Annotated in this window: 18 protein-coding genes; 6 read left to right on the forward strand and 12 right to left on the reverse strand. The window is 55.7% G+C overall.

What is annotated here, in order from left to right; translation table 11 throughout:
* Positions 1-154 precede the first annotated feature (154 nt).
* Together ACHZBS_RS11070 and ACHZBS_RS11075 are read left to right on the forward strand one after the other, a co-directional pair.
* A complete protein-coding gene (locus ACHZBS_RS11070) occupies positions 155-562 on the forward strand; it encodes a Rieske 2Fe-2S domain-containing protein (protein ID WP_319406566.1) in 408 nt (135 codons plus the stop codon).
* Positions 563-726: 164 nt separating this feature from the next.
* Positions 727-1,845: an NADH:flavin oxidoreductase gene (locus ACHZBS_RS11075; RefSeq protein ID WP_319406567.1), complete on the forward strand. Its 1,119-nt coding sequence runs from the start codon at positions 727-729 to the stop codon at positions 1,843-1,845.
* Between the two features lie 36 nt (positions 1,846-1,881).
* Here ACHZBS_RS11075 and ACHZBS_RS11080 read toward each other — a convergent pair whose 3' ends face one another.
* The 8 genes from ACHZBS_RS11080 to ACHZBS_RS11115 all read right to left on the reverse strand — a co-directional run bounded on the left by ACHZBS_RS11080 (position 1,882) and on the right by ACHZBS_RS11115 (position 12,099).
* On the reverse strand, positions 1,882-2,301 hold the full coding sequence (locus tag ACHZBS_RS11080; protein WP_319406568.1) for a DUF3617 family protein: 420 nt from the start codon (positions 2,299-2,301) through the stop codon (positions 1,882-1,884).
* 183 nt (positions 2,302-2,484) lie between these two features.
* Entirely contained in the window at positions 2,485-4,287 is a 1,803-nt protein-coding gene (locus tag ACHZBS_RS11085) for a DUF3137 domain-containing protein (protein ID WP_319406569.1), read from the reverse strand.
* A gap of 18 nt (positions 4,288-4,305) precedes the next feature.
* Positions 4,306-4,863: a LemA family protein gene (locus ACHZBS_RS11090; RefSeq protein ID WP_319406570.1), complete on the reverse strand. Its 558-nt coding sequence runs from the start codon at positions 4,861-4,863 to the stop codon at positions 4,306-4,308.
* Between the two features lie 21 nt (positions 4,864-4,884).
* Positions 4,885-5,199 (reverse strand): hypothetical protein, encoded by a 315-nt coding sequence (locus tag ACHZBS_RS11095; RefSeq protein ID WP_319406571.1) that lies wholly within the window; start codon positions 5,197-5,199, stop codon positions 4,885-4,887.
* Between the two features lie 65 nt (positions 5,200-5,264).
* Positions 5,265-7,385, reverse strand: coding sequence for a hypothetical protein (locus ACHZBS_RS11100; protein WP_319406572.1), 2,121 nt, complete (start codon positions 7,383-7,385; stop codon positions 5,265-5,267).
* A gap of 251 nt (positions 7,386-7,636) precedes the next feature.
* Positions 7,637-8,644, reverse strand: coding sequence for a hypothetical protein (locus ACHZBS_RS11105; protein WP_319406573.1), 1,008 nt, complete (start codon positions 8,642-8,644; stop codon positions 7,637-7,639).
* A gap of 210 nt (positions 8,645-8,854) precedes the next feature.
* On the reverse strand, positions 8,855-9,445 hold the full coding sequence (locus tag ACHZBS_RS11110) for a DUF3592 domain-containing protein (protein WP_319406574.1): 591 nt from the start codon (positions 9,443-9,445) through the stop codon (positions 8,855-8,857).
* Positions 9,446-9,495: 50 nt separating this feature from the next.
* Positions 9,496-12,099 carry a VWA domain-containing protein gene (locus ACHZBS_RS11115; protein ID WP_319406575.1) on the reverse strand — a complete coding sequence of 868 codons (2,604 nt, stop codon included), beginning with the start codon at positions 12,097-12,099 and terminating at the stop codon, positions 9,496-9,498.
* A gap of 218 nt (positions 12,100-12,317) precedes the next feature.
* Here ACHZBS_RS11115 and ACHZBS_RS11120 point away from each other — a divergent pair, with 218 nt between their 5' ends.
* The 4 genes from ACHZBS_RS11120 (at position 12,318) to ACHZBS_RS11135 (ending at position 19,327) form a co-directional block, all read left to right on the forward strand.
* On the forward strand, positions 12,318-15,554 hold the full coding sequence (locus ACHZBS_RS11120) for a BTAD domain-containing putative transcriptional regulator (RefSeq protein WP_319406576.1): 3,237 nt from the start codon (positions 12,318-12,320) through the stop codon (positions 15,552-15,554).
* Positions 15,555-15,723: 169 nt separating this feature from the next.
* Positions 15,724-15,993, forward strand: a complete 270-nt coding sequence (locus tag ACHZBS_RS11125) for a transposase (RefSeq protein ID WP_394708042.1) — start codon at positions 15,724-15,726, stop codon at positions 15,991-15,993.
* A 270-nt stretch (positions 15,994-16,263) separates the two neighbouring features.
* On the forward strand, positions 16,264-18,324 hold the full coding sequence (locus ACHZBS_RS11130) for a C1 family peptidase (protein WP_319406577.1): 2,061 nt from the start codon (positions 16,264-16,266) through the stop codon (positions 18,322-18,324).
* Positions 18,325-18,784: 460 nt separating this feature from the next.
* Positions 18,785-19,327, forward strand: coding sequence for a flavin reductase family protein (locus ACHZBS_RS11135; protein WP_319406578.1), 543 nt, complete (start codon positions 18,785-18,787; stop codon positions 19,325-19,327).
* Positions 19,328-19,491: 164 nt separating this feature from the next.
* Here the strand turns inward: ACHZBS_RS11135 and gabD are convergent, their stop codons facing one another.
* The 4 genes from gabD to ptsP form a co-directional block, all read right to left on the reverse strand.
* Complete coding sequence (gene gabD, locus ACHZBS_RS11140) at positions 19,492-20,952, reverse strand: NADP-dependent succinate-semialdehyde dehydrogenase (RefSeq protein ID WP_319406579.1); 1,461 nt, start codon at positions 20,950-20,952, stop codon at positions 19,492-19,494.
* A gap of 83 nt (positions 20,953-21,035) precedes the next feature.
* On the reverse strand, positions 21,036-21,773 hold the full coding sequence (gene nfsA / locus ACHZBS_RS11145; protein WP_319406580.1) for an oxygen-insensitive NADPH nitroreductase: 738 nt from the start codon (positions 21,771-21,773) through the stop codon (positions 21,036-21,038).
* Positions 21,774-21,776: 3 nt separating this feature from the next.
* Positions 21,777-24,257 (reverse strand): mechanosensitive ion channel domain-containing protein, encoded by a 2,481-nt coding sequence (locus ACHZBS_RS11150; RefSeq protein WP_319406581.1) that lies wholly within the window; start codon positions 24,255-24,257, stop codon positions 21,777-21,779.
* Positions 24,258-24,350: 93 nt separating this feature from the next.
* Positions 24,351-26,657 carry a phosphoenolpyruvate--protein phosphotransferase gene (gene ptsP, locus ACHZBS_RS11155; RefSeq protein ID WP_319406582.1) on the reverse strand — a complete coding sequence of 769 codons (2,307 nt, stop codon included), beginning with the start codon at positions 26,655-26,657 and terminating at the stop codon, positions 24,351-24,353.
* Positions 26,658-26,725 lie beyond the last annotated feature (68 nt).

Consider the following 26,725-nt stretch of genomic DNA (forward strand, 5'->3'; position numbering starts at 1 on the left):
AGCCAATACTACGCCTGCGGTTTCAACATCGCTCGGGCCTTGGCCTGAACCAAAATCTACCATTCCCGGACGGACACTATAGGGGGTCAAGGTAAATGCTCGGATATTCAACCAGTGGTCAAAACGACCGCATGATTTTATCGGGAGAGTAAAAATGAAATTTCTGAAAAGACTTTTCGGCATCTGCGAAACTCCAATGCCCGGAGACCCGCAATCCTGGTCCGTGCAGGACGGAACCGTAAAGATAGACCTGCCCCGGACACCGGAACTGAGAACCCCAGGCGGCGGGGTGCGCCTGGAAGGCAAGGGGCTCGAGCCCCGGTTGCTGGTTTTCCACGGCGATGACGGGCAATACCACGCCATTGCCAACCGCTGTACCCACATGGGCCGTCGCATCGACACCCTTGCCGGCAGCAACACCATCCAGTGCTGCAGCGTCTCCAAATCGACATTCACCTATGACGGCCAGCCGGTGGGCGGTGCGGCCAAAAGGCCGGTGAAGACCTATCCGGTAACCCGCGATGGCGAGGCGCTTACCGTTTCGCTGTCCAACCAGGGATGACCGTTTTTTCAACGACAATTGAACCGTAAACACCCCTCTCCCCGTGATGGGAGAGAAAGACCTATAATGTTGAGCCGCCCCTTGGATGAACCAAGGCGATGCCGACGCCCCCTCGCCCCTTTGGGGAGAGGGACAGGGTGAGGGGACTTTTTTAGGAGATCAAGATGACCGCAAGCACTCTGTTTGAATCCAGCAACATCAACGGCATGACCCTGGTCAACCGGTTCGTTCGCTCCGCCACCTGGGAAGGCATGGCTACCGAAGACGGCCGGGTCACCCCCAAACTGATTGACACCATGGTGGCGCTGGCCGCCGGCGGCATCGGCCTGATCATCTCCGGCCACGCCTATGTGGCCAAAAACGGCCAGGCCAGCCCCTGGCAATTGGGCATCTATGACGACAGCCTGATCGACGGCCTGAAAGCCATGACCGACGCCGTCCACGCGGCAGGCGGCAGAATCGTGGCCCAGCTGGCCCACGCCGGCCATTTTGCCCTGGAGAAAGCCATCGGTACGCCACCGGTGGTGGTGTCCGATTTTGACGGACTTTCCCAGGCCCCCCGGACCGAACTGTCCGTGGCCGCCATCCAACTTCTGAAAAACGATTATGTCGACGCCGCCCGACGGGCCCGCACCGCCGGCTTCGACGGCATCCAGCTGCACAGCGCCCACGGCTATCTGCTCAGCCAGTTTCTCTCGCCCTGGTTCAACCGGCGTTCCGACGACTACGGAGGGACGATCAACAATCGCGTGCGCATCCATGCAGAGATCATCCGGGCGATTCGAAAGACGGTGGGCACCGACTACCCCATACTGGTCAAAATGAACTGCGAGGATTTCTCGGAGGGGGGTCTGACCGTTGCGGAGAGCATCGCGGCGGCCGGGCAGATGGTGTCCGCCGGCCTGGATGCCATCGAACTGAGCGGCGGGCTGCTCACCGGCGGCAAGCTGTCTCCCAGCCGGCCCAACATTGATAAATCGGAGAAAGAAGCCTATTTCAAGGATGCGGCACGGGCCTTCAAAGGAGAGGTGGACGTCCCGCTGATCCTGGTCGGCGGCATCCGCTCTCTGGATGTGGCCGAAAGGTTGCTGGACGCGGGAACGGCCGACTACTTCTCCATGTCCCGGCCATTGATCCGCGAGCCGGGCCTGATCAAACGCTGGCAATCCGGCAACCGCACCCGGGCCCGTTGCCTGTCCGACAACCTGTGCTTCGGTCCCGGATTGGCCGGTAAAGGCATCTACTGTGTGACGGAAGAACGCATCGATCAAAAGATGAAATGACAAGCATCCGGACAGAAAAGGCGGTTGAGACGAATGCTATTCGCAATCGCCAATCCGCCGGCCGCTGATTTTATTTTTTATCCGCATGCCGGCGCCTTTGATGACCATATCCATGGTCCCCTCCATGGAATCGCCCCGGTAGGTAACCGTTCCGGTGCCATCCATCTGGCCGTTCTGACCGGAACAGACGATCTTCCATGAAACGGTATCCCCGTCTTGTTGGATATCCGTTACCTGACACTCCTGGGAGGCCTCACTGCTCTGGGGAACAAGGTCATCTTTTTTCAGGCATTGGACATGGGTCATCGGCGGAACGGTCATGCCGGACATCCCGACCATCTCCGTCTCCGTGGTAATTTCCCATTTGCCGGGGTTCATGTTCGGTCCGGCAAAAGCAACGCCCAAATAGAATGCGAACAGTAAAGCGATCCCGAAAAAAAATACCCTTTTTGTCATTTTCAGCTCCCTTTTCTCGTGGTTATTTTCCATATAGACGCCTCCGCAGGATGTACGCCACCCGCTGGATACAGGACGTTTATCCCGATCTGCCACGATTATGTTGATTGTCGCCACCGATGGAGTGATCCCCCTTGAAACGCCGGCCAGGTTCATCCTTCAGGCCCTCTTTTTCACATCGAGTTACCCGAGCGCCCGGGTCTGTTTTCGCCATCGGCTGAACATGGCCACCCCCAGAAGGAGAAAAAAGGCGGAGAAGAAATACGGCACATAATTGAATCCAGGACTCCCCGGAACCAGCACCGCCTGTTCAGGTTTGTCGGGATTGTAGTAAACGGGAACGCTTTTTCCGACCGGGTATCGGGAAACGAGCTGTTTCGCGTTGCCCGGTGCTATAGTAAAGGAAATTTTAGTGGATTCGTAGCGCTTTCCATCGATGGGGTATTGATAGGCGATTTTGGGAATCAACGTCTCCGTTGTCTTCTTATCGGCCCCGTCACCGCTGGTGCTGGTTTGCCGTTCGATGTCAGACCGGATAATACTGCCGTCTACGGTCGGCCACGATTTGCTTGCCATACTGGTTTGATAGGCGCTGTAGCTGAACACGGCGATAACGATACCAATGGCGGGGAAAATAACGACACCGGCCATTTTTTCCATGGATGGGGACATAAAGCCACCCACAAGAAAAAACAGACCGACGCTCACGGTGATCAACCCGCCCATACCGACGCCCGAAAGAAGGAACGGCAAGGCAATCAACACCAGTAAAATGCCGGCAACCCGCTTCAACCAGCGTTTGACCGTCTTGATCTTGGGCGCCATGGCGGTGTCGGCCTTGCCGATGAATTCCGTGAAAAGCGCCTTGGTCTCTTCCTCTGAATAGCGCTTCCGGCTTCCCATCTTCTGGTACGTCGGCGGTGTAAATGGCGGCGGCGTGCCGGACGGCCCGGCTTCCAGGTTCGCATTGGCCGCGGCCACGGAGGCGGCCTCCGCCGACCCTTTCTGCGTCCATATGCGCGTATTGAGATTCAACTCGTCCACGATATCAACAACCAGTTTCAAATCGTCGTAATACTCCTGGATGTGGGAGATGTTGAGCAGGCTCTCTCTGATTTTGGGTTCGAACAGTTCTCTTTGGAAGGGAATGGCTACATACAGCTTGGAGGCCGAAAAGGAAAGCCGCATCTCCTGATTTGCCCGGTTCCGAAAATCGACGATCCGGCGCATCAAACTGGTGGAAAGGATGTAGCGCGCCTCCACCTGGTCCTCGCCGTAAACCACGAACAGCTTCTCGAACGCTGGATCTTCCATCTTGACCAGTTGGCCGTTTTGCACGTTGAGGCTCTGGAGCACCTGCCCCATGTCACCGAACAGCCGCTGGGCCGTGTCCGGCAAGACGATGGTCGTGCCTTTGAACGATTTATTGAAATCGGCCACGAAAAGAAGCCCCCTGAAGATGGGCGTGACGGTTTTTTTCGTCCGATTCGTGCTGCTTGAACTCGAACTTCTCCGGACGATATCGACCCGTTTGGCATGAACCTCCGAGAATTGGACGGCCGTTTCCCCCAAGGTGCCGCTTACCAGGTCGTCTCCGCGGTATTCACCGGGCTTGTCGACAAACAAAAGGCTGGCCATGAATGCTTCCTTGGGCACCATGCCGGCTTTGTTGTACCGCAGCCGCTGGTCGACAAAAGCGACAATTCTGGGGATGATCTTGTCCTTGAAGCCCGCATGATAGTCCCGGTAGTACTTGATGTGCCAGAAAAAAAACGTAAAGAGGGCCGATAGAAGGATAAACATCAACCAGACCATGAGATAAAGATTGAGGCCGAACAGACCATGAACAAATAAAAACGCCAGATTAAGCCCCACAAAAAGAATGATGGCCTGTTCGAATTTCTTTTTTACGGTAATCCGTTGTGCTTCCAGTTTTTCCAAGTCCGGCAACAAATCGGATTGATAAAAGGATTCCAGTGATTGCATGGTTGCTCCTTTTCGTGATTATAGGTCGAGAAGCTGCCCCACATCCACGTTCTTGCGCTCCTGGGCATCGATTTCGAAAAACACCTTCTGCTGATAGCGCATCAGGCTGGCAACAACATTGCTGGGAAACATTTCCAGGGCGTTGTTGTAATCCTTGACCGAGGCGTTGTAAGCCCTGCGCGCCGCGGAAATCTGTTCTTCGACTTCGTTCAGGGAGGCCTGCAGGTTGATGAAGTTCTCGCTGGCCTTCAGATCCGGGTAGTTTTCCGCGGCCACCATGATTTTCCCGATGGCGCTGGACATCTCCCGGTCCATGGCCACGGTGTCTGTATCGTTCATCTGGCCGGACATGGCTTTGGCCCGCATCTCGGTCACCCGGGTGAGCACGTCGACTTCATGCTTCATATAGCGCTGCACCATTTTGATCAGGTTCGGAATGAGGTCGAAGCGCTTTTTCAGCAATACATCGATGCTGGAAAAGGCATTGGCCACCTGGTTCTTTTTGCCCACCAGGTTGTTGTAAAGCAGGATGAAAAGAAGAACGATGACGCCAATGACAATCAGAGTAACGACCATGGTGCCTCCCTTTCTGTTTATTTAATTGCAGACATCCTTCCGACACATATTCTTGATGTCGGCCGTGCGAATCCTCTCGCACAGGCTGCAGTCCTTGTTTTTCATGGCCAACTGGTAGTAGCACCAGCCGTGCACCCCGTCGGCCTTGGGCCAGTACTCGAGAATCTTCTCGCACAACTCGGGTTGGTTGCGCTGCTCCAAAGCTTCCTGGTAGCACCAGGGGCCGCGGGGATGGTCTTTGCATGTTTCGTACAGAGCATCGTTTCCAGAAAAAGCATCTCCCGGGCTTAGGACATAAACAATTAGAATAAAAGCAAAAACAAACCAATAGCGCATTATAAACGTCCTTTCTTTTTGCGCAACGCCCGGCGATTGGCGCTTATAGGAAAAAAACGGCGAGCTCAGCAGCCCGCTTTTTTGTATTTTTCCAGTAGATCATTCAGTTCGTTCCAATAGGCTTCCTGCTCCCAATCGCTGAATTCGCTTATTGATTCGGGTTTATAACCCTTTTCAAGGTATTGCCGGGCATGGGTCAATTCATGTTTAATTTGGGAGTCAAATATGATTTCACCAGCACCCGATTCAAAGTAATCCTTGCCATAGGCTTCTCGGACCCGATCATAGTCGCCTGTTTTACGTGCTGAACTAAAATCGCCGTTTGGAAATTCCATGATCTTTACGAGTTTGCCATCTATATAGCCCTGTATCTCCACATTCACTACATGGCCGTCGAGGTCGTAATAGAGAACATCCGTTTTCATACAAGTCGCCGGATTACCTGTGTCACTGGATTCTATTCCCTGTATTTGACTTGGATCCAGGCTGTCGATAAAATCCGACGCCTCCTGGTAGGTTTCGAATTCCTGACTGTATATATAGCTGGCTGCCTTTTCGACGATAGCGTTATAGTCTGGATAATTTTGTTTTCCGAATTTTTCCTCGCAATATCGCTGGAGCTTTTTATTCTGGAAGAGCTTTCTGTTGATGCGGATGGTGTTTATCCGATTGAGAAGAATTTCACAGGGCTTTTTCTTGTCCGTGGGTTCAGCTGGAATTGAATTATATTCCTCTCCTTTCCGGATCTGCCAACTTACCCGATACGTCACGTTCCGGTTCCCGCCCGCAGGCGGTTTCAAAGGCTTCTTACCCTGTACCGCCGCGATATCGAGAATGGAGATGCCCAATGACGGCGGGCACAACCCCTGATCGTCGGCCGACCATGTTCGGGAACCAGTAAGCCCACCTGTCGCCGGCAGTTCGACCTGGATGCCGATGTGGCATCCGGGAAAACCCCGATCCACCGGGATGTAGACACACGCCGTTTGCCCTGAATCTTTTTTCCGGCCATTTATCCGTTTTTTCGATCCCCCCGGCCCCATCATCAATTCGTAGTAATCCGGCACCGCCGTGTTGTTTTTGAAAGCGGATAAAAAACGCTGCTTGTCCGCCGATAGATTCTGCAGATAGGGCGATGCCGAAGAGGAATAGCGATGAACTTTAAACAAACTTTCTACAGATAGCGGCATCACACCACCCCCCTGATATTCGACAATCAATGGGTCCTGACACTTTCCAGAAGGTATGCGCTTCAGGGTTATTCTACGTTCTTCGTAATTAAACGAAACAGTTCCGTTTTCCGCCTTGTAGGTCAACTCCGGTTTAAAGGCCCCCAGTGCACCATGAACGGTGGGGCTTCCCTTCTCAAAAATTTTCATGTTTCCATTGAAGTGCAGGTTGATCGTTCCGGTATACTCATATTCTTCCGGATCTGTAACCGTCCATCGGACGGAAGCATGGATGGAGACGGAAAGCTTTTCCGGCAGATCGCAGCCAGCATCCAACACATCCTCGGGTTGGGATGCGTCGTCGGATGACGAATCCTCTGCATCCGGATCACTGTCATCGGACGACGGGGAAGGATCATTCGGTAGATTGCCGCCGTCCTTTTTTCCGGTAACCGATCCATCACGACCCGACAACTCGGGGCGACGGATCAAATCGCCTTTGCCGATGGGCGTCCCTTCGATGGTGACGTTGCTGTTTTCGGGAAGCATCTTCTCTTTCGGGGCCGCGGCAGATTTCGTAGCATCACTATAGTGCTGGGCCACTTTCGGATCCAATGCCTTCTCGACAGACGACCGCAAGACCACGGCAAGGGTGACATATGTTCGGCCGCTCTTATCTTCCGCCTTAATCGAAAATACGTCCCCCTGATGCAGCAGCATTAGGGCGCAGTTTCTGCCGGCGGACATGATTCTGCCAGCCGGCCACCCTTTGGCCTGCATGGTCTGATGGTAAAATTCGACAACCTCCGCGGGCGCGATATCCACCTCGAATTCGAAACGCCCGGAACCCTGGAATTGCTTAACTTTTAAGATTCGAGCCCTGTCGATCAGGGGAATGTCGGTGCCCGAAAGAAAGGCGGCCTTGCCTGTGGACGGTTGGCCTGTTAAAACGATGGCCAGGATAACCGCGACCTTAAGGAAGAGGCTGATCTGCTTTTCATCAAAAGAATACGTCATCCGCTTTTTGCCTTTCAACTTATAGCAGGAAATGGCATCTGATCGGGAGCGGTTTTTTGTAGAAGCGGCGTCTTCGCAGCGATGATTTTCTTACTAATCGCGGCTGGAAGCCGCTCCAACATATCCACTCCTTTCTTTCGGATGTTTGGCCATCGGTGGCCTGAAGAAGCTTTAAAGGAAACGCCATGGAGTTCTCTGCACACTGTTCATGGAAATGACACCGTGATGATCTCGTACACTCCCGCTGTCGCTTACTGGCTGATAATGGTCACATCGATCCTGGATGCATTTCCCTGCCCCTTCACCTTGAAAACCAGCTGCCGGTTGGATTGTTTGAACATGAGCACGCCTTTGTTGCCCTGAACCATGGCCATGCCCGGCTCCCACCCTTTGGCCGACATGGCGTTTTTATAAAAATCGACAATGTCCTGAGGCGTGGCCTCCGCCTGCAATCGGGCCTGGGAATACGCCCCGGCCGAGCTGCTTTTCAACACCCGGGCGCCTTTGTACAAGGGCACTTCGCCATCGAGGATAGTGTCGCTGGAGGCTGTCGGCTGGGCCGTGGGGAGAATGGCCATTTGCTTCTTCACCTCAGGCTTCGGGAAGGCTTGGTCTTTGGGCTGGGGACTTGGCTTGGACGCATTTTTGGGTGCCGGCAGTTTGTGGACGGGTTCCTTGGAATCCGGCCCTTGGATCAGGCTGATTTTCGCCCGCCCTTTCGATATATCCACTTCCAAGCCTTTGATTCCCTGGCCGGCAGGATAACTCCAGGTAAGCGTCTTGCCACCCTCGATCATGAAGGGCGTCTTTTCCGAATAGTTTCCAGTCTCGTATTCCAGCCAAAACCTACCTGATGTCTGGTTATTAGAAGGATCATCTCCAGTTATTCTCAAGGTCAAGGGTTTCCCGGGATTTACAAATGTGCCATGCTGGTAGCCATAGTTATAGAAATCCTGGCGATTCTCTCCCGTCTGCCCCATTTTTGCGGATACCTCGCCCTTTTGTACTTGGATTCTGACTTCGTCAACAACCGACGACTCAGGCGTTTGCTCGAAGAAACGATTGAACCGCCACTCTTTTCGGTACTCGTCTCGATCAAGGGTTGAAGACTCAGCGTTGAAACCCTTTCTTGGTTTGCCGTTCCGGTATTCCTGCACGGTAACAACCGATTGGCCTCCTGCCCGGTTAGTAATCTCAAGATCGGCTTTCCGGTCGATATCGATGGAAACGCGCAGTTCGCCACCTTCGACAATTGTCACATAACAGGGAACCTGGGCGGTTCCCATGGAGGAAGGACTAGATACCGTGCTTGCGGAAAGCGGGGTCGTCGTGAGAGATAATGCTGCACAAAAAGTAACAAAAAACAGATAAACAAAAATGACCGGTTTCATATTTCCCCCATATTCAAGCGGTTTTTTATCCTGACAGAATTTTAACATGCCGCTGGTTCCCAGAAATCGGGTCGCTGTTCATAACGGTCTCGCTTTCCGCCTGTCCCTCAAATAAGCTTTCAAGCAAAAAACACCAACAACGAAAAAGAGTATTCCGGACAGTAAAAAAATAATCGACCGCCACGTGGTGCCGGCCTCCAGGACCCCGTAATTCGGCTCCTGGGGATTGTAGTACACGTTTACTTTTTTCCCGGTTGGGTATTTGTTCACAACTTTCTGGGCCCACTTCATGCTTCCGCCCGTCTCGCCCGTGCCGAATTGGATTCGTGAGCCGGCATATTTTCTTCCGTCAACCTGATAGTGAAAGCCTATCTTCGGATAGTAGGTCGTCCGGGTGCGGTGATTCGAATCCCGGGTGGTGCGTTTACTCATTCCGGAAGAAGTGATGGTGCCCTGGGTGCTGGGCCAGCTGCCGCTCTCCCGGGAACCCTTGATTTCATACCCGCCCCAGGCGATCAGGCAAACACCCGCGGCGAACATTCCCAGAACAAGGAAGAGCAGATTCTTGGCGGTTTTGCGGTTCACATCCAATGAACCAGTTGGTTTGACATTCGAATCGGTTGGAATGCGTTTGGGCATATTCGGTGGGGGTTTCGGGGGTGTCTGCATTTGTTCAGCCTCATCTTTGTTTTTTAGGATTCTGCGACAATGGGAAGCCATTAAAAAGCAAGGGTCTTTTCCACCGACTGTCCGGGCATGATTTCAACGTCGCGAACCTCTTTTTCCTCCTTAGTTTTTCTATCGTGAACCTTCAGGTAGTAAACACCCGGCACCAGGTTGTATTCAGCCGGTTTTTTCTGGTACCAGGTGTTCTTGCCGCCAATGCTTGTGTTGTCGTCCTGGCGGTACACAGAGGCTTGAGCCTCGAAGGGCTGGCCGTTTCGCGTTGCCGTGATTCTCAAAACACCACCGGCAATAAAATCGACTGTTTTTTCCACGGTCTGTCCGGAGACGATCTCGATGTCACGGATCTCCTGATGCTGAAAGGGCGTCACCGACCGGTCCGTCACCTTTAAAGCGTAGGTGCCGGGCACGAGCTTGTATTCGGCGGGCTTTTTCTGGTACCACGTGTTTTGGCCGCCCATGCCCTTGTTGTCGCTCTGGCGGATCACGTCGGCATAGGCATCGAACGGCTGGCCGTTTCGCGTTGCCGTGATTCTCAAAACGCCACCGACAATAAAATCGACTGTTTTTTCCACGGTCTGGCCGGAGACGATCTCGATGTCCCGGATCTCCTGCGTCTGAAAAGGCGTCAACGACCGGTCCGTCACCTTTAAAACATAGGTGTCGGGAACCAGCTTGTACTCGGCCGGTTTTTGCCGGTACCAGGTGTTTTGGCCGCCCATGCCCTTGTTGTCGCTCTGGCGGATCACGTCGGCATAGGCATCGAACGGCTGCCCCTCCTTGACGGCGGTGATGCGCAGGATGCCGGCGCCGCCGAAGGTCACGGTCTTTTCCACGGTCTGGCCGGAGACGATCTCGATGTCCCGGATCTCCTGCGTCTGAAAAGGCGTCAACGACCGGTCCGTCACCTTTAAAACATAGGTGTCGGGAACCAGCTTGTACTCGGCCGGTTTTTGCCGGTACCAGGTGTTTTGGCCGCCCATGCCCTTGTTGTCGCTCTGGCGGATCACGTCGGCATAGGCATCGAAGGGGCTGCCTTCCTTGAGGGCTGTTACTTTTAAATACCCTCCGGTGAACGTCGGCGTCTCCACCACTTCCCGGGCCGCCGCCAGAAATTCACCCGCGTTTCCTGCGGTGTAGTACTTGCCTCCTCCAGCCTCGGCCATACATTCCAACTGCTCCCGCTCCTCTTCGGTGACATCGAAGCCGATGACGTGCATGACGAATTTAATTCCGGCCGCCTTGAGTTCCTTCACCAGGCCGCAGGGATCCGGGTCGCAGGTTTCCTTGCCGTCGGAAACCAGGATGATGGTGGTCTCGTCCTCCAGATGTTTGATGCGCTTGGCGGTCAGGCGCACCGAGCGACTGATGGGCGTCTTGCCCTTAGGACTCAGTTCCTGTATCCGCCCCACCATCTTCTCTTTGTCCAGCGGCCCCAACGCAACCAGTTCTTCCACGTCGTCGCAGTCGCCCTTGCGGCGGTGGCCGTATGCCACCAGGCCGACCACGGCATCGTCCGGCAGGTCCCGGATCAGGCCGGTAAGAACCTCTTTGGCAATGGCGATCTTGGCCGTGCCCTCCACCTGGCCCCACATGGAACCCGAGGCATCGAGAATGAAGATAATATTGCCTGAAGCGGCGGCAGACGGCGGAGCCGCCTTGGATTTCTCATTCACCTTAACTGGAAGCACTTTCGTTTCGCCGGCCGGAGCGTCGCTCCGCTGTTCCACCGTAAAGCGAACCTGGCCTTTCCCGCCGTTCAGGTAGAGATCGTAGGGTAATTTCTCCGCCGGCACCTCCCAGGTTTTTGTTTCGCCATTTTTCAGGGAAACTTTTTCGGAAATGATGGTACTTTTATCTTTGGCAAGAACTTTCATGTCGGCCGTTGAGGGTGCACCGCCGGCATCGTCGCCGATAGCCGTGATGGTAATGGTCCGATCCGGCTCCAGGCCAATGGCATGGGCCGACGTGGGTTTGATCAGCACGCTCGTGGATAAGGGCTTTTTGGCCTTGACTGGTTTTTGGGATTTACGATCCGACGAATCCGCTGCCGGGCCGGCTTTGGTGTATCCCGACGGAATCTTGAAAAGGGCCTCATCAACCGGACCTTCCTTGATGTTCCTGAGCGCCATGGTGGCATTGCCGTTTAACGCATAGGAAACCTCTTTAACGGTGAACGTAAGATCCGGAGATACCCACACCCTGGATGCCACGCGATCGTTACCTGCTGCTCTGTATTCCATAATTTCACAGGGATACCCTTCCACCGTCTCCGTCCCGGCCGGGGTACCTGTCATATCCTTGCGCATATATTCCCATCCCACGACGGGATTCATCAGCATGGTTTTGACCGGATCGGTCTCCTCCACATACTGGCGCAACGGCGGGTTGAGTCCCCAGGTAACGCCGGTGAGTCGATTGTAGATGGTGGGAAAAGGCGGAACCGTCATGGGACCCTGGGTCTTTTCGAGACGGATAAGGTTGTCCTTAACCTTGAGGTCGTAAACAAAGTTCTCCCGGGGTGTGGTGATGGTCAGATCGGCGGTGAATTGCGCTGCATGGGATGGAAACAAGGGGACAATCAGTGCCACTAGAAAGGGTACGATTCTCCGAATACAGGCCAATCGACGGGTCAGCATCTCTTTCTCCTTTTAGCGAAATGTTCACTTTCTATCAGTTGAGCGAGTGCTTCATAGGCATCGGTGTTTGCACAATTACGGAATATGGCAACGGTTTTTATTTCATACCATGGCGCAGGTCACAGATGTGTCACCGATTAATTTGTCATTCATCAACGAATGTGTTATCACCCAATAAAAGCTGAAACCAATCTCCTGAAAAGCCGGTACTGTGCCCCATGAATCAGCATACCGCCTCCATCAGCAAAATTACCGCCCCTACGCTCCCTAAGATCATTTTACGTTCCCGATTGTTCAGGTACCTTGACGAAACAGAATCTCACACCGTCACCTGGCTGTCCGCCATGGCCGGATCAGGCAAAACCACTTATACCTTGAGTTATCTCACGCACAACCATTACGCATATGTCTGGTATCGTCTGGATGAGGGTGACAGCGATCCGGCTTATTTTTTTCAGAATCTCAGCCGCGCTGCCGGCAGCCACTTCGACAATGGGGAGCGGTCCCTGCCGATGTTTACACCGGAGAACACGCCAGGCGGGGAAGCCTTTGCACAGGTCTATTTCGAAAAGCTCTCCGCCGAACTGAGAAAACCAATCTGGGTGGTCTTCGACGATTATCAAGAGATAGAACGGCAATCACCCCTTCACACCCTGCTCAAAAAGGGATTCGCCGCCGTTCAACCTCAAGTCCGGATTCTGGTCATCAGCCGCAGCGATCCGCCACCGGAAATGGCAGTGCTCAAAGCCAAACGCCGGTTAAGCGTGATTCATGCCGAGGAATTGCGGTTTAACCGGTCTGAAACAAAGCAATTCGTGACCCTTCTCTCCGGCAGGGTGATGGACGAACAAACCCTGGGCGCCCTGCATACCCGGACCCAAGGGTGGGCGGCTGGAATCGTCCTTTTGGCAGGGGACCGGCACCCGGTGACGGCGGCGTCCTTTGAGCAGACATCGGCCTTGCCCACCGGACTGTTCAACTACTTCGCCGTCGAATTGTTCAATCGGCAGCCTGCCGATATTCAGCAGTTTTTCCTGAAGACGGCCCATTTGCCCCAGATGTCGGCCAAAGATGCCGCTCTGCTGACCCAAAACGCCAACGCCGAACGCATCCTGGAGGCGTTGAACCGCAAGCACCTGTTCATTGAACGAACGGATGCACCAGAACCCGACTATCGCTACCACATGCTGTGGCGGCAGTTTTTGATCGACCAAAACCCTGCCTATTTCAGTGCCGCCGAAGTGGATGGACTCCGAAATACCGCCGCTGGCATCCTGGCCGGGCGCGGCCATCTGGAGGAGGCCGCCGGGCTGCTGGTCCGGGCCGGTGACAGGGATAAGCTGACCACCTTCATTCTCCGGCATGCCGGGATTCTGATCAGCCGCGGTTGCCACAGCACGCTGGCCGATTGGTTGAACGGCCTGCCGGCCGCCTCGGTTCGACGCCATCCCTGGCTTTGCTACTGGTCGGGAATCTGCCTGCAATTCACCCAACCGGCCGAAGCCCAGAAGAAACTGGGCCGGGCACTCTTCCTGTTCAAAAAAACCGGCGATGCCGACGGTTGCCTGCTGGCCTGGTCCGGTATCGTGGACAGCATCGTCTACGAATGGCACTTCTTTGCCCGGCTGGATCGGTGGCTGCGCTGGTACGACTGCAACTTTAAAGACCAGGCGCATCATTTTTCCGACTCGGGTGTTAAAACCCGGGTTACGGTCAGCCTGGCCGTCGCCATGTTGATTCGCCGGCCTCAGGATTCGAAGCTGTTAACAATCGTCGACGAGGCCATTGGGTTGGCACGCCAAAGCGGCGAAATCGATCTGATCCTGCGCGCAACCGTCTGGACCATCACCTATTTTGCCTGGATGGGAAACTTCGGCCGCGCCGGCGTTTCATTAAACGAATTCAAACAGTTAGCGGCAGATCATGCCGACCGGCTGCCCTCACTGACCCTGCATTGGCAATGGCTGGATCTGTCCATACGAACCGCCACCATGAACCGGCTTGAAACCGCGCCCCGGGAGATCCGGGCGGCATTGGCAAGCGCCGGACGTAGCGGCCTTTATTTCACCGCCCAGACGCTTGTGTTTCTGGAGGCCTATGTCGCCATGACGATGGGTGACAAGATCCGGGCCCAACAAAGTATTGGCACCTTGGAGGCCCTGCTGGATGAATCCCACTACCATGGCCACTCGGTTTATCACCATTTTTCCGGATGGTACCAGCTGCAATGGGGTGACGCACACAAGGCGCTTGCCCACGCACGCAAGGCCACCGAGGTGTCGGACAAAACCGGATACGTACTGGCATCCCTGGTGTGCCGAATTCAGCTGGCTTTCTGCCTGTTTGAAAACAACGAAAAAGAGCAGGCCTGGCGAGAGATTACACGCGTGGGACGCTGGTCTCGTAAAACCGGAAGCGCTATTTATCGGTTCATGGTTCTGCTGATCAAGGGCTACTTCGCCGCCCGGGTGCAATCTCCGCGAGCATTGCGCTATCTTCGCGAGGGATTAACCATCGGACAACGGAACAACTATGTAAACATGATCTGGTGGGGCGTACCACGGCTATGGCGCTGGGTTGCGGCAACAGCGATGCAACACCATATCGAAACCGCATATGTCAAAGAATTGATTTTTCTCCATCGCATCGCCCCACCGGAAGGGGTTAACGACACCAATCAGTGGCCGTGGCCGTTCAGGGTTCGCACCCTGGGCGAGTTTAATATCGAAAAACACGGCCACGCGTTGACTTTCAACGGCAAGACCCCGCAAAAGCCCCTTGCGCTGCTCAAGCATGTCATCACCCGCACCCCATCCCCGGATGCCGTCGAAACGATCATCGACGACCTGTGGCCGAATGCCGACGGGAACAGCGGGTCCAGCGCCCTGTCCACGACCCTCAACCGGCTGCGCCGGCTGGTGGGGGATCCAGAGGCGGTTCGTTTAAACAATGGGCAGTTGTCCCTGCCGGCCGGTGATTGGTGGATCGATGCGATCGCATTCGAAAACGATTGCACCATAGCAGCCCGATACCATCAGACCAAGGATCTGAATAGGGCCTTGACTCACTACCGGAAGGCATTGTCTCTCTATCGAGGCGAGTTTATGGCAGGAGAAAAGTACGAACAGGCATGGCTGACGACTAAACGTGAACACCTGAAAAAGACGTTCGTGCGCTTGCTGATCAATTTCGGCCAGTGCCTGGAAGCCTTTAAAAAATACAACCAGGCGCTGTCCGTCTATCAAAAGGGCCTCGCTGTGGACCCATTCGAAGAAACTTTTTATCAGCGAATGATGCGTTGCTGTTTTCACCTGGGCCGCTATGCCAAGGCCGTCGGCCATTACCAGACCTGTTGCCAAATCCTGGAAAACGATTTGGGCGTTCCTCCTTCCGAGGAAACCCAGAGACTGTACCAAAATGTTCGCAAGGCGGCCGCCGGACAAATTTTAGCGTAGTCATCCAAGAACGGAGAGCCGGGGGAGAACCGGGGACGCCCAGACAACCTATTGTTTTCATATAAAATAACATTAAACTATGGCCCCCAAAATGGTCTTAGCCGTTCGGTTTTAGAGCCAAAAACTGCATTCTAAGCGGAAGACTGGTCAATGGCACACGCAAACCGACATTTCATTTAAGCTTTCCAAAGATCGCACTCGCTGGATTGAGTTGTTCTATGAAGCGAAAAAGCGCTACCGGTTGTCCATTCTGAATTTCATCGTCTCTTCCAACCATATTCACTTGATTGTTTTCGCCGACAATGGCAAGGACTCCATACCCAAGGCCATGCAACTGAGTGCGGGTCGGTCAGGCCAAGCGTACAATCGGCGCATAGGCCGCAAAAGGACTGAGGCAAACACAATACCCTGGATGCTGGAAGATTCCATAGAGTTTTGATTTGGATAAATGCGTTGGTCTTTTCCCGTTGACAATAGGCCGGCAATGCTGTTTTTTTATATATGTATTCCCTCGCTATTCAGCTTCCTGATTCGTTTTTCCATACAGTTCTGCACGCAATGCTGCTGGGATTGCACGCGCCAACCAAACCGGCAACTGCTTGATTGAGAAGGTTTTGTTCAATTCAAATAAGAATCAATTGTGAGCATGGTTGATGTAGACTTTATTTCCATCGATTTTTAACATCTTTAGCAATCAAGGAGGTCCATCATGCCTACGCGCACCTGCAACAACCGCACCTTCGATGCCCGCCCTGACCGGATCGATCTACGCGACCGCGAATACCAACCCAAACTGGTATCGCTGCCGGCCAGCTATCCGGACTTTAAAGCGATGGGCAAACACCTGCCGACCTATGCCAAGCACTTCGTGCTGGACCAGGGTGCCGAAGGGGCCTGCACCGGCTTCGGCCTGGCGGCGGTGATCAATTATCTTCAATGGAAGAACAACGGCTTTGACGTTCAGGAGCTGAACGTTGTCAGCCCACGCATGCTCTATCATATGGCGCAGTTGTACGATGAGTGGGCTGGCGAAGACTACGAGGGATCCAGCTGCCGGGGGGCGATGAAGGGCTGGCATCGTCATGGTGTGTGCAGCGACCTGTTTTGGCCGTATCGAAACATCAACGGCGAAATCGCCTTCGTTTCTCCGCAAGACAACTGGGAACAGGATGCGGCCAGCCGACCGCTGGGTGCCTACTATCGGGTCGACAAACGCAGCATCAACGATTTGCAATCAGCGGTCTGCGAAGTGGGTGCGATCTACTGCTCGGCCAATGTTCATAAAGGCTGGTATCTTAAAAAGACGACGAAGCTGAAGAAAATTCACTTCGATGCCAAGAACGTCGGCGGCCATGCCTTTGCCATTGTCGGCTATACCGAGGATGGATTCATCGTGCAGAATTCCTGGGGTGGGGACTGGGGTTACCATGGTTTCGCCATCCTTGGCTATGAGGACTGGGTTCGCAACGGCAGCGACGCCTGGGTCGCGGTTATGGGGGCGCCCATGTATGCTGCCGCATCCCCGACAACCTTCAGTTCCCGTTCGCTGCGCGAATTGGCGGCTTTCCAGGCCGGGTCGGCCGGAACCGACAAGGAGCCGGGAGCCGGGTTCCCGTATCGGAACCAAAAGGTCCGGCCGTTGACCGAGGATGAGGCCTACCGGTATACGCTTGTGCTGGGCAACAATGGGGTGCCCATCCACCGCATCGTCAGTGCGGAAAATGCGTTTACAGCCGCCGAGGACGTATGTGTCAGCCGGCCCCGGGCCTGGTTTGACGCGCAGGCCACACAGCATCCGCGCAAGCTTGCCGTATACGCGCACGGCGGCCTCAACAACGAAGCCGCTTCCATCAGGCGCATCCGCATGATTGCCCCATACTTTCTCGCCAATGGCATCTATCCGCTGTTTATCACCTGGAAGACCGGGGCATTGGAAAGCATCGGCAGTATGCTGGCAGACTCCGTGCGCAAAATATTCAGCAGTACGCCCAAGATGCGCGACGAAGGCGTCATCGATAAGATCAAAGAAGCGGCTGCGGAAATGCGTGACCGTTCCATTGAGGCGGCTTGCGAGAATCTTCTGGTCAAACCGTTGTGGACCGAAATGAAGCAGAACGCTGCGGCTGCGGCCGAACACGGTGCGGGAACCGATCTGTTGGCGGCCTGCCTGCTTAAGCTTAAAAAGAAGTTACCAAAACTTGAAATCCATCTCGCCGGACATTCCGCCGGCGCCATCGTCCTTGGCCACCTGCTCTCATTGATGGATAAAAGCCTATCCACCAGCACCCTGACACTATTCGCGCCGGCCTGCACGATCGGCTTTGCCAACCAGCATTATGGTTCGGCCATTCAAACGAAGAAACTCAGCTCAAACAACGTTCATGTCGACATCATGGATGATGAACGTGAACGGGCCGACACCGTTGGCCCCTATGGCAAATCGCTGCTCTATCTGGTCAGCCGTGCGCTGGAGTCCCGCCACAAGATGCCGCTCCTCGGCATGGCGTGGGCCTGGAATGCTAGCGGAGCGCCGGAAGACCAATGGTCCCAAGAACCCGTTATCCAAAGAGCTTTAGCGGATTGGTCAAAAATTGCAGCAGGAATGTCACTGCGCCTGCATGACAAACGGCGCGAGTACGTTCCCACCGGATCTGGACAGATCAGACTCGCCCATGGGTCATTCGACAACGACATCGAGGTTGTTGCCAAAATGCTGGCGCGCATACGGGGCGCAAAACTAATCGCCAAAGTGGAAAATCTCGCATATTAAATAGCCAGGCACTGCCCGTCCAGAATTCAGACAAATTGGCCAACTATGGACGGGCACTAGGTATGGGCGTGATTTTAAGCGGTCGAAATGCCCGGTCACCCCGACCGGTTGGCTGAAAAACGGACCTTGACAATATGCATGTTATAGCGTGATTTTTTTAAAAAACATCGAGGTGCAACATGCCTACATTATCTGCAACAAAGACGCGCACGAAGCTGTAACGCCTTATCGGGGGAGTCGGGGCGGGCCAAGGGGAGTCGGGGCGGGCCAAGGGGAGTCGGGGCGGGCCAAGCCAACTATTTAAAATAAAATCATAATTGTTTCAGGAGAGGGCCAAAATACACCCAATATTAAGATTTTTGGCCTCAAAAATTGCGATATAGGATGGTTTGATGGCAAGGACAAAATAACGTTACGCTTATAATGCGATTTTTGGCTCTGAAAATCACGAGGTGCTCTCATGCGTGAGTTGAAACTGAACAAGGCCTTTACCCTGATCGAATCAGGGCCTGTTGTCCTTGTGACGACCCATGATGGGCAGAAAGACAACATCATGACTATCTCCTGGACGATGGTGATGGATTTCACTCCGGTATTCGCCATCACCACGGGTGAGTGGAATCACTCTTTCGCGGCGTTGCAAAAAAATAGGGAGTGCGTCATTGCCATTCCCACGGTTGACATGCTGGATAAGGTGGTCGGTATAGGGACTTGCTCCGGGAAAGACACAGACAAGTTTGCCAAGTTCAAGCTCACGCCTGTGCAGGGCAAAGTCGTCAGGTCGCCCTTGATCAAGGAGTGCCTCGCCAACATAGAGTGCAAGGTCATCGACATCGTAAAAAAGCACAACATTATCGTGTTAGAGGCAGTTGCCGCTTGCATTGATACCACGCGCAAAGAGAAGCGCACGGTTCACGCTGTTGGCGACGGAACGTTCATTGTTGACGGGCGCAAGATTGACCGGAAGAAGATGATGAGATCCAAGCTCCCATACGGCCTTTAACGTTCATTGGCCAGCCACGAGGAAATTTTGCGGACCCGGCTCCCTTGCTTGACGCATTAAACCTTTTGGGGAAATTTGATCAGGGGGGTAGCGCTCAGGACAGATCTAATTTCGCCGCCCCCGTTTTCTCCGAATTTCGAACCTGTTGACGACAGCCTCATCCCCTACCGGTCGATCCCCGCCAAGCACAAATACTTCATCTCCAGGTATTCATCCATGCCGTACTTGGACCCCTCCCGGCCGATGCCCGATTGCTTCACCCCGCCGAAGGGCGCTACCTCGGTGGAGACCAGGCCGGTGTTGATACCCACCATGCCGTATTCCAGGTCTTCGGCGACGCGGAAGATGCGGCCCATGTCGCGGGCATAGAAATAGGCCGCCAGGCCGTAGATGGTGTTGTTGGCCATACGCACGGCATCGGCCTCGTCGTCGAAGCGAATCAGCGGTGCCACCGGACCGAAGGTCTCGTTGACGGCCACGCTCATGTCGGCATTCACGTTGGTCAGCACGGTAGGCTGGAAAAACGTGCCGCCCAGGGCATGGGGCTTTCCACCGGTACGCAGGGTCGCGCCGTTGGCCAATGCATCCTCTACGTGATGGGTTACCTTGTCCAAGGCGGCCTGGTCGATGAGCGGCCCTTGCTGCACACCGGGCTCCAGGCCGCTGCCTACCTTGAGCTTTTCAACGGTGGCCACCAGCCGATTGGCGAATTCATCGTAGACGCCCCTCTGGACGAAGAGGCGGTTGGCGCACACGCAGGTCTGGCCCGAGTTGCGGTATTTTGAAATCATGGCCCCTTCAACGGCCTTGTCCAGGTCGGCGTCGTCGAAGACGATAAACGGGGCGTTGCCACCCAGCTCCAGGGAGATTTTCTTGATATTTTCGGCGCACTCGGCCATGAGCTGACGGCCCACCTCGGTGGAACCGGTAAAGCTGAGCTTGCGTACCGTTGGATTGCTGGTAAGCTCCCTGCCGATCACGCCGGCGGAGCCGGTCACCACATTGAGAACACCGGCGGGAATTTGCGCCCGGCGGGCCAGTTCGGCCAGGGCCAGGGCGGTCAGGGGCGTCTGGCTGGCCGGCTTGACGACCATGGTGCAACCGGCGGCCAGGGCCGGCGCCGCCTTGCGGGTGATCATGGCGGCCGGAAAATTCCACGGGGTCACGGCTGCACAGACCCCGATCGGCTGGCGGATCACCAGGATGCGCTGGTCGGCGTTGGCGGACGGAATCGTATCGCCGTACACCCGCTTGGCCTCTTCGGCAAACCATTGAACGAATGATGCCGCGTAGGCGATCTCCCCCTTGGCCTCGGTCAGGGGCTTGCCCTGTTCGCTGGTGAGAATTACGGCCAGATCCTCCTGATGAGCCATTATCAAGTCGTACCATTTCATCAGGGCTGCCGAACGATCCTTGGCCGTCGTCCGGCGCCATTCGGCAAAAGCCTTGTCCGCGGCCGTGATGGCGGCGCGCGTCTCATCGGACGACAGCGACGGCACGTGACCCACGGTGCTGCCGTCGGCCGGATTGGTCACGGTGATGGTGTTGCCTGACGCGGCATCGATCCACTGGCCGTCGACCCACGCCTTTTGGCGCAGCAGGTTCTTTTCATGGAGAGTTTTCATCGCTTCATGGCTCCTTTCTAAACAGGCGACGTGCTAATCATGACATAACCGCCGTAGGATGCTGTTTCTGAACAAACACGTCTCTATTTGAGGAAAAACCCTTTCCTCTCCAGAAAGATCTTCATGTGGGGCCGGATCACCCGGCCCATGAGGTCAGCCATCTGGCGGCTCCAGGTCTCGTCCTTCAGGTTGCTGTTGCGGTTGAGGTAGTAATGGTTGGTGGTACGGTCGTAGGCGGCAAGCATGTCGGTCTCTTGCTGCTGGGGATAGCGGTCCGTGAACAGCACCGCCTCGACCGGCAGACGGGGCTTGGGAGGCGGATCCTGGGCCGGCCAACCCAGACACATGCCGAAAACCGGATAGGCCTGGTCGGGGATCTGCAGCAGGTCACACACCGTCTGGGGATCGTTGCGGATACCGCCGATGTAAACGCCGCCCATGCCCAGTGATTCGGCGGCGATCAGCACATTCTGGGCCAGCAGGGCCACATCGACGGTGGCGGTGACAAACTGTTCGGCCCACCCCTTTTCCATGACCGTATCATGCAGTCGGCAAACGGTTTCCAGCCGGTTGAGATCGGCACAGAAAACCAGGAATACCGGGGCCCGAGCCACCCAGACCTGGGGACCGGCCAGTTGAGCGATGGCCTCGCGTTTCTCCGGGTCTCTGACCCGGATCACCGTATAAGCCTGCACGAAATGAGAGGTGGCCGCACACTGGGCCGCCGCGATAATTGAGGTCAGGGTCGGGTCGTCCACCTGCCGGTCCGTAAATTTGCGGATCGAGCGGTGGGATTTGAGAAGGTCGATGGTCGGGTTCATAGGCTATGTACTTTCCGGCACCGGCGCCATGCCATCGGATAGGTGCGCGGCCGATGCATTTGGGTGATCCTTCAAGCGGTCCGCAGCCTTGCCGTCCACGCTGCGCAGATGCAGGTCCCGCTGGGGAAAAGGAATCTCCACGCCTTCGGCCCGAAACCGCCGGTCGATGTCCCGGATCAGGGCGCTCTGGATGATGCGCCGGTCATTGAAGTCGGCAATCCAGACTCGCAGCTGGAAATCCAGGGAGCTGTCGCCGAAATTCAGGAAAAGCACCATGGGTTGCGGGTCTTTGAGCACCTGATCGCTTTCCGTGGCCACGGCCATGAGTATCCGCATCACGGTCTCCACGTCCGAGCCGTAGGCCACGCCTACCGGGATGATCAGCCGCATGCTGCGATCCCCCAGCGTCCAGTTGGTTACCTGGGCGGAAATTAGGTCGCCGTTGGGCACCACGATCTCCGCCCGGTCAAACGTCTGGATCGTTGTGGCCCGCAATCCCAGGTTCGTCACCCGACCCTGCTGACCGCCGCTAAGCTGGATCACGTCGCCCACCTTGATGGGCCGCTCGAACAGCAGGATCAGTCCGGAAACGAAATTGTTGACAATGGCTTGCATGCCGAAGCCGATGCCCACACCCAGGGCACCGCCGATGATGGTAATATTCTTCAACTCGAAGCCCAGCGCGGAGAGGGCAACAAGAAAGCCAACCAGCACCAAGGCGTAATGGACCAGACGGACGATGGAAAGTCGGGCACCGGTATCCATTTGACGACGGCTCAGCACATTTTCCATAAGCAGCGCCTGAAGGCCCCATGAGAGAGCAAAAGCACCGTAGAGTATCAGGATGGCCGCCACCACCAGGCCAAGGGTGATTTTCTGCTCGCCGATGGTCGTTCCGAAGGAGAAAAATGCCTGCAGCGCCTCCACGGGAATGTCGTAGAGCTTCCAGGCCACCAGCAGGTTGGCGGCCACGAATATGACGATAACGCTGTTGGCGAAAAAAATGACTCGGCGCAGGATGGCATCCGCATTCTGTCGAAGGAAGGCAAACTTGTTTACGGGCAGAGACTCGACGCCGAGTTCCAGAGCCACACGGATCAGCCGCAGCATAGCCCATCCCATAAGCAGCAATATTGACGTGCGGATGGTGCCGTCCATGATCTGCACTGCAAAATTGCCAAAACCGATGACGTCGGCCACGGCAATGATAATAAACACACCGACAACCAACCGGAGCAGCCAGACCCGTACCGCCGGGTGGCCGGCAACTGCCCCTTGGCGGCCCCGCCACCCGAAATAGACGATGCCGGTCAAAGACCAGACCAGGAGGAACAGGCGCATGAGCGCCGGAGGAACCCCCGCGATCAGCAGCGCCTGGAATCCGACCATCACCAGGATCAAAATGTAGATGGCGCGCTTGATCCAGCGCTCTTTGACAAAGGCCGCCACCAGCCGTGCGGTCACAACACCGGCAATTGTCTGGATCAACACGCGCCAAAGGGTCGGCGGTGATCCGTAAAGAAATGAAAAGGTGAAGATGGTCACGAACAAAGACAGGGAAACCGGTCGTTTACCCAGGAACCGGCGGTCCGGATTGTCCAGCAGGCGCGACCGGTAACGGCGAATCACTGTAAACATGAACACGAAGACCACCACCTGAATGACGATCACCCATCCCTTTTCCGATAAAAAAAACGGATCCGGGGGGGGCACGGTCTTGATCAGCCGGGAAGGTTCGCTGGCCAGGTCGATCAGCTGCTGCAGGTAGGCGATGGAAAACATGTTCGGCATGCCGCCGCGCAGGGTTCCACCGCGCTGCTGGGCTATTCGAGTATCGATCTGGTCGGCAAGACCGCTGATTTTCGCCCCGATATCGCCGGCCTTCTGCTGAACGGCCAGCAGCGGCTCCAGTTTTCGGGAAAGGATATCCAATGCGTCGTCAATATCCGTGTTGGCCCGCACGAAAGCATCGGCGACGCTCTTTAAGGCCAGATCCGCCCCCAGTTGCGACCGCCATTGTTCCCAGCGAGATTTCTCCACCAGCCAATTTCGGCGACGCGACTCCATTTCCCGGATCGCCTCCGAAAGGGACTCCACCACCCGCTTGACGGCATCGGCTTCGCTGCGGACCTCCCCTTTGAGTGCAGCCAATTGCTGGTAGCTTTGCAGATCTTCATCCTTTAAAAAGCTCAGCCGGCTGTGGAACCGCTCGGCCTCTGCCTGAGCCTGTTTGAGCCGCTGCTCCAGCTTCTGCAGATTGCCGGACGTATCCGGCCTGCTTTTCAGCGCTGAGAGTCTCTGCGTCAGGGCCCCAGCCTGGTAGACCACGTCTGCCAGGCTGGGAGTCGTCAGTGACGTTTCAACACTTTTGACCGGTGGCAGGGTTTCTTCGCAGAACACCTGGGTGGCGGCACCGAAAACGATCAGACCGATGACTATAATTACGAAAAAAGCACGTACGGTTGCAGCAGCAAACAATCTCATGGCTCAGGGTTCCTGATCATTTTGAGCAATATGGGGGGTGGTAAAAAAAGGGTATGGAATCAAAAACTTCAATCGGGTCGGATTCTATACCATTCAGACCGTATGAATCAATGCCGGAAATATTGATGGGTATGGGTCTCGGGCATCGGCCAGAATTTTTCGAACCCCGTCGATGCTGGCGGCGGCCATCAGCGCCCCCGCGTGACCCCGACAGGCGTCGATGTCCAGGCTGGCAATGCGCTGATGCACGGCAGGCATTAACTGGGGGTCGATGCTTAGCCGTCTGATCCCGATCCCCAGCAGAAAGGGAATCATGGCCTCGTCGTGGCCCATCTCCCCACAGACGCTGATCGGTTTTCCATGATCGGCGGCGACGCGCACCACTCGGGCCAGAGCCCTCAGCACGGATGGGTGTTCCGGCCGGTAGTAGTCGGCCACGCGCTTGTTGCCGCGGTCCACCCCCAGCATGTACTGGACGAAATCGTTGGTGCCGATGGCAAAAAAATCGGCCTCTACGGCAAACTCCGCCATGGTTTCCACTACCGACGGCAGTTCGACCATCATGCCGATGGCCGGGTGGTTGTTATGCGCCAGCCCTTCTTCCTTGAGCCGATCCAGGCAGTCGAGCACCACCTGCCGGGCCCGATAAAAATCGTCCAGCGAGGAGATCAGGGGAAACATGATGCCCACCGAGTCGCTACCGACGGCGGCACGCAGGATGGCGCGGACCTGCTGCTCAAAGATATCCCGGTAAGCCAGGGTGAAACGGATGGCGCGCAGGCCCAGTTCCGGGTTCGGTTCGTTAGTCGTATCCGGAAAGGCCAGCGTCTTTTCACCGCCGATGTCCAGGGTGCGAAATACCACCGGCTTGTCACCCATGGCCGTCACCACCTGCCGATAAACCAGGTATTGTTCCGTTTCCGACGGAAACGACGGTCGGATGAGAAAGGGGAATTCGGTCCGATAGAGGCCGATGCCTGCCGCGTCCATCTCCCTGGCCAGAGGCAACTCTCCCAGAAGGTTGATGTTGGCCATCAGGTCAATCCGCGTGCCATCCCGGGTCGCAGTGGTGCCTGCCCGAACCGAGGTTTTTTGCGCGGCCACCTGCTGGCGAGCCTGATTGCGGGCATCGAAACGGGCAATGATGTCCGCCGATGGATCCACATAGACATTGCCCACATCGCCGTCCACCAATACCGGCGTCTCTTCGGGCAGGTGCATCAAATCCGGGCACTGAACCACCACCATGGGAATCTTCAGGGAACGGGAGATAATGGCCACATGGGAGGTAACCCCGCCGTTGGCCAGCACGATGCCCGCCACCGATTCGGCGGCCAGCTTGAGCAGTTCCGATGGGTAGAGCTCCCGGGCGACGACGACCCGGTTGGTGCTGTCCCCATTGCCATCCGGTGACGGCGGCGCCAGATTGTTCAACAGCCGGCCGGCCAGATCTTCGATATCGCTGACCTTTTCACGGATATAGGGATGGGGGCTGTCGGCAAACAGGTCGAGGTAATAGCGGGCCACTTCGCGCACCGCCCGGCTGGCCGGATCCCCCTTCTCGATCTGCGCCTTCATCCGGTCGATGAATTTGGGATCCTTGAGCATCATGAAATGGGCGGCAAAAATCAGTGCCGCGCTCTCCGGCAATCGCTCGGCACATCGTTGCTGAAGGGCATTCAATTGCTCACCGGTTTTTTTCACGGCTCGCAGAAAGTCGATCAGGGTTCCGCTATCGACCACATCGGGTTCGCCGACCAGCCGGCCATGGCTCCTTCCCCAGATGGTCGCCCGGGCGAAGGCAAAGCCGCCTGAGGCGCTCTGTCCTTTAATAAAGCGCAGGTCGTCTGCCGGTCGCTCCGGAATACTGCACATGCGCTGCAGATCCATGAGCAACCGGGCATTTTCAAGAACCGCAGCCAGTTGGGCACCGGTGGCCTTCAAGGCCATGATGTCACTGGTCTCAAAATAGTCCGCTGCGGTATGCTGGACCACCAGCACACCGATATTGACCACACCCTTTTGGATCGGCACGGCCAGAAAGGATTCGTATGGCAGCTCATCGGTTTCCGGAAAATAACGGTACTGCGGGTTTTTACTGGCGTGTCCCTCGCAGACCGGCTGGTGCGTGGCCATTACCGTGCCTACCAGTCCCTGGCCGGAGCCCATGCGTACCCGACCCACCGCTTCCGGATTTAATCCAATGGTGGCTTTGAGCACCAGTTCGTCGGCCGTTTCGTCATACAGGTAGATAGAGCATACCGGCGTGCCAAGGTGCCCGGAGACCAGCGCCACGGTACGCTGCAGAAAATTTTCGATGTTTTCACTGCCGGTGACCAGCGCGGACAGGTCGCTAAGGTCACAGAGCATGTTCAACAGGTCTTGCCGTTTGCCGGTCATTGGTATCTTGCGCCTTTCATGCAAAAAGGGGGGCTGGTATAAATAATTAACATAATGCATGTCCTGTA

The organism is uncultured Desulfosarcina sp., assembly GCF_963664155.2.
Lineage (GTDB): Bacteria > Desulfobacterota > Desulfobacteria > Desulfobacterales > Desulfosarcinaceae > Desulfosarcina.

What these genes read in the sequence shown, in the direction of transcription:
- ACHZBS_RS11080 (WP_319406568.1), bottom strand. Translation starts at nt 2,301, where the DNA reads ATGACAAAAAGGGTATTTTTTTTCGGGATCGCTTTACTGTTCGCATTC.
- ACHZBS_RS11135 (WP_319406578.1), top strand. Translation starts at nt 18,785, where the DNA reads ATGCGTGAGTTGAAACTGAACAAGGCCTTTACCCTGATCGAATCAGGG.
- ACHZBS_RS11070 (WP_319406566.1), top strand. Translation starts at nt 155, where the DNA reads ATGAAATTTCTGAAAAGACTTTTCGGCATCTGCGAAACTCCAATGCCC.
- ACHZBS_RS11130 (WP_319406577.1), top strand. Translation starts at nt 16,264, where the DNA reads ATGCCTACGCGCACCTGCAACAACCGCACCTTCGATGCCCGCCCTGAC.
- ACHZBS_RS11095 (WP_319406571.1), bottom strand. Translation starts at nt 5,199, where the DNA reads ATGCGCTATTGGTTTGTTTTTGCTTTTATTCTAATTGTTTATGTCCTA.
- ACHZBS_RS11100 (WP_319406572.1), bottom strand. Translation starts at nt 7,385, where the DNA reads ATGACGTATTCTTTTGATGAAAAGCAGATCAGCCTCTTCCTTAAGGTC.
- ACHZBS_RS11110 (WP_319406574.1), bottom strand. Translation starts at nt 9,445, where the DNA reads ATGCAGACACCCCCGAAACCCCCACCGAATATGCCCAAACGCATTCCA.
- ACHZBS_RS11090 (WP_319406570.1), bottom strand. Translation starts at nt 4,863, where the DNA reads ATGGTCGTTACTCTGATTGTCATTGGCGTCATCGTTCTTCTTTTCATC.
- ACHZBS_RS11120 (WP_319406576.1), top strand. Translation starts at nt 12,318, where the DNA reads ATGAATCAGCATACCGCCTCCATCAGCAAAATTACCGCCCCTACGCTC.
- nfsA (WP_319406580.1), bottom strand. Translation starts at nt 21,773, where the DNA reads ATGAACCCGACCATCGACCTTCTCAAATCCCACCGCTCGATCCGCAAA.
- ACHZBS_RS11115 (WP_319406575.1), bottom strand. Translation starts at nt 12,099, where the DNA reads ATGCTGACCCGTCGATTGGCCTGTATTCGGAGAATCGTACCCTTTCTA.
- ACHZBS_RS11150 (WP_319406581.1), bottom strand. Translation starts at nt 24,257, where the DNA reads ATGAGATTGTTTGCTGCTGCAACCGTACGTGCTTTTTTCGTAATTATA.
- ptsP (WP_319406582.1), bottom strand. Translation starts at nt 26,657, where the DNA reads ATGACCGGCAAACGGCAAGACCTGTTGAACATGCTCTGTGACCTTAGC.
- ACHZBS_RS11075 (WP_319406567.1), top strand. Translation starts at nt 727, where the DNA reads ATGACCGCAAGCACTCTGTTTGAATCCAGCAACATCAACGGCATGACC.
- ACHZBS_RS11085 (WP_319406569.1), bottom strand. Translation starts at nt 4,287, where the DNA reads ATGCAATCACTGGAATCCTTTTATCAATCCGATTTGTTGCCGGACTTG.
- gabD (WP_319406579.1), bottom strand. Translation starts at nt 20,952, where the DNA reads ATGAAAACTCTCCATGAAAAGAACCTGCTGCGCCAAAAGGCGTGGGTC.